At 60.7% G+C, this 2956-nt stretch carries 5 protein-coding genes; 4 read left to right on the top strand and 1 reads right to left on the bottom strand.

Translation table 11 applies throughout. The features are described from left to right. The 3 genes from DBR24_RS12465 to DBR24_RS12455 form a co-directional block, all read left to right on the top strand. Positions 1-525 (top strand): OmpA family protein (locus tag DBR24_RS12465; RefSeq protein ID WP_256591433.1); only part of this gene is annotated, 525 nt, incomplete at its 5' end. A gap of 162 nt (positions 526-687) precedes the next feature. Continuing rightward, positions 688-963, top strand: a complete 276-nt coding sequence (locus DBR24_RS12460; RefSeq protein WP_123465254.1) for a DUF1145 domain-containing protein — start codon at positions 688-690, stop codon at positions 961-963. Then, positions 956-1714, top strand: a complete 759-nt coding sequence (locus DBR24_RS12455) for a collagen-like protein (RefSeq protein ID WP_128614906.1) — start codon at positions 956-958, stop codon at positions 1712-1714. The genes DBR24_RS12460 and DBR24_RS12455 overlap by 8 nt, the downstream gene beginning before the upstream one ends. A 326-nt stretch (positions 1715-2040) precedes the next feature. Here the strand turns inward: DBR24_RS12455 and DBR24_RS12450 are convergent, their stop codons facing one another. Continuing rightward, a complete protein-coding gene (locus tag DBR24_RS12450; RefSeq protein WP_123465258.1) occupies positions 2041-2505 on the bottom strand; it encodes a CopD family protein in 465 nt (154 codons plus the stop codon). Positions 2506-2603: 98 nt separating this feature from the next. Here DBR24_RS12450 and DBR24_RS12445 point away from each other — a divergent pair. After that, positions 2604-2956, top strand: a 353-nt coding sequence (locus tag DBR24_RS12445; protein ID WP_371921274.1) for a DEAD/DEAH box helicase, incomplete at its 3' end; no start/stop codon positions are given.

Here is a 2956-nt window from a genome sequence, read left to right as displayed (position 1 = left end):
ATCCTCACCGGCGGACTGATCTGTTATGCCCAGGACGGCGATGAAGACGGCGATGGCGTGTTCGACCGCCGCGACCGTTGCCCTGACACCCCGGCCAATACCCCGGTCGATCACCGTGGTTGCCCGCTGCCGCAATATCCGGTCACTGTAAAAGCCCCCGAACCTGCGCCGCAATCGGAAGTCATCACCCTCAGCGATGCCGGCAACGTGCTGTTCGATTTCGACAAATCTGATCTGACGCCGGCCGCGAAAGCCCAGCTCGATACGCTGATGGACAAGCTGCGCAATGCCGATGTGGTCAGCATCAAAGTTATCGGCCATACCGACAGCAAAGGTTCGGATGCCTATAACCAGGCACTGTCGGAGCGGCGTGCCAGCAGTGTCGCGGCGTATCTGCTGAGCCAGGGGCTGGAACCGGGCAAGCTGACCAGTGAAGGGCGTGGCGAGAGCGAGCCGGTCGCCGACAACGCGACGGACGAGGGACGGGCGAAAAACCGTCGGGTGGAGTTGCATATCAATCGCTAGGACTTGTCTGTAGTCCGCAGGCTAGAGCTGCCGGGCGACGATCATCGTCGAACCGGCAGCGATCCGACGACTGACAAAAGTTTTTTCATTTTTCCCTCTGGCTTATCCCCCGTCTAAGCCGTTACTGTGCGCCCAAAGAATAATTCCGACACGGGGGAGCGTATGAAGGTTTTCTGGGGGCTGGGGCGCTTGTTGACCCTGCTGTTCTGGTGCGTGGTGGTGGTCAATCTGCTGGTGCCTTTTGTGCATCCGCTGCACTTGCTGGTCAATCTGGCTGGCGCCTTGTTGCTGGCGCTGCATGTTCTGCAGTTGCTGTTCTGTCGCCTCAAGGGGCGTCCCAACCCGTGGCGTGACCGTCTGCGGATCCTGTTGTTCGGCGTATTTCACCTGCAAACCATCCCGGCCCCGGCCGCTCCGGAGGCTTCTTCCCATGCGTAAACTCTGCTTGCTCGCTGCATTGATCAGTCCCTTGGCCTGTGCCCAGGTGGTCAGCGTCGAACCCAATTCCCTGATGCGTTTGCCCAATACCGTCAGCACTTTGCAGCTCGAACGTCTGGACGTGGCCGATTACGGTACTTTGCTGATTCCTGCCAACGTGACCGAGCTGACCGTGGGCCAATTGCGTCTTGGCCATGAAGCGCGCATTGCGATCGTTCCGGCTGAACAGGCGCTGGAATTGAAGGTGGCCCGTGCCGAACTGAGCGAAGGCAGCCAGATCACCGCGCGCGGGGCGCCGGGGACGTATGAAAAAGCCGCCCGTGCGGGGCGTAATCTGAATCTGCAATTCAAGGCGTTGAACGCGCCGCAACTGTTGGTCGATGCCCGTGGCGGCACCGGTGCGCCGGGTTTTGTCGGCCTCGATGGCGGTAACGGCGAAGACCCGGGCTGCACCTATGGCGCGGCCGGGCACGGTTTCGATGGCAGTAACGGCAGCGATGGCCAACCGGGCGCACCGGGTGCGCTGGTGCGTCTTGAAGTGCCACGCGAGTTTCCGGCCGAGCTGATCAAGGTCAACGTGGCTGGCGGTGCCGGTGGCCCGGCGGGTGTTGGCGGCAAAGCAGGGAAGGGCGGCAAATCCAAGGGCTGCCTGGTGTATCGCGCCGATGGCGGCAAGAATGGCAAGGCCGGGGCTGATGGCCAGCCTGGGCCGGCGGGGGCGGCGGGTTCTGTGACTGTGCAACGTCTCTGAACGTTTTACCCTCACCCCAGCCCACTCCCCGAGGGAGAGGGCTGGGTGAGGTGACTCAGGCTATCCATCGACCTGAAAAACCGTGTCGATTATGGATTCAAAGCAGATATTTCAAGTCGGCGTAATTCTCCAATACCCCCCATTCAGTCCCCTCTCCCTCCGGGAGGAGAGGGCTGGGGTGAGGTGACTCAGACTATCCATCGACCTGAAAAACCGAGTCGATTATGGATTCAAAGCCAATCCTCAAGGTCGGTGTAACTCTTCAATATCCCCCATTCAGTCCCCTCTCCCTCCGGGAGAGGGTTAGGGTGAGGGGCTTTTGATTTTCAGATCATCGGTCTTGCCGCCGCAATCGCCACCAGCACCAACCCGACAATCAGATTGATCCCTACCACCCGGCGAATCCGCCCCAGGACCGCCGCACCCGCCGGCCAGTCCTTCGCGTCCACTGCTTTGCGAAGTTCCGGCAGCATCAAGCCCTGAATCCGGATGAACAGCGCGGTCATCACCACATACAAGCCCATCATCACCTGCACGTACTTCGGCGCGGTCTCGAACCCCACGTGCTGCAAATGCAACATGCCCACGCCGCTGATCGGCAGCAGGATCACCGCGACCCACACCCAGCGGAAAAAACCTTGAAACACTTCCACCCACAAGGTCAGGCGGGCTGGACCGTCGAGGGCCTTTACCGCCGCCGGGCGCAGCACCATCCAGGCGAAAAACATGCCGCCGACCCAGACCAGGGCGGACAGGACATGCAGCGGATAAACGAGGCTAAAAGGTGTCATTGGGGTACTCCGTTCTGCGCGGGATCGATTCGCGGGGTATGATAGCCGCCGAACCGAACCACTGAAAATTTATCCAGCGTTTTTGCGCCCGACACTCAATGATCAGCACTGAACTCAAAACCACGATCCAGGGCGCCTATTCGCGTTTTCTTGAAGCCAAGAGCCTCAAACCGCGTTACGGCCAGCGCCTGATGATCGCTGAAATCGCCAAAGTCCTCGGGGATATCGACACCGATGACGAAGGCCGGCGCAGTGGCGACCCCGCAATTGTCGCGGTGGAAGCCGGCACCGGTACCGGCAAGACCGTGGCCTACAGCCTTGCGGCGATCCCGACAGCGAAGCTGGCCGGCAAGCGTCTGGTGATCGCCACCGCGACCGTGGCCCTGCAAGAGCAGATCGTCTACAAGGACTTGCCCGACCTGATGCGCAATAGCGGGCTGAACTTCAGCTT

Source organism: Pseudomonas sp. HMWF006 (assembly GCF_003061205.1).
GTDB lineage: Bacteria > Pseudomonadota > Gammaproteobacteria > Pseudomonadales > Pseudomonadaceae > Aquipseudomonas > Aquipseudomonas monsensis.
Note: the sequence above shows the minus strand (reverse complement) of the source record. Positions and strands in the feature narration are given on the sequence as shown.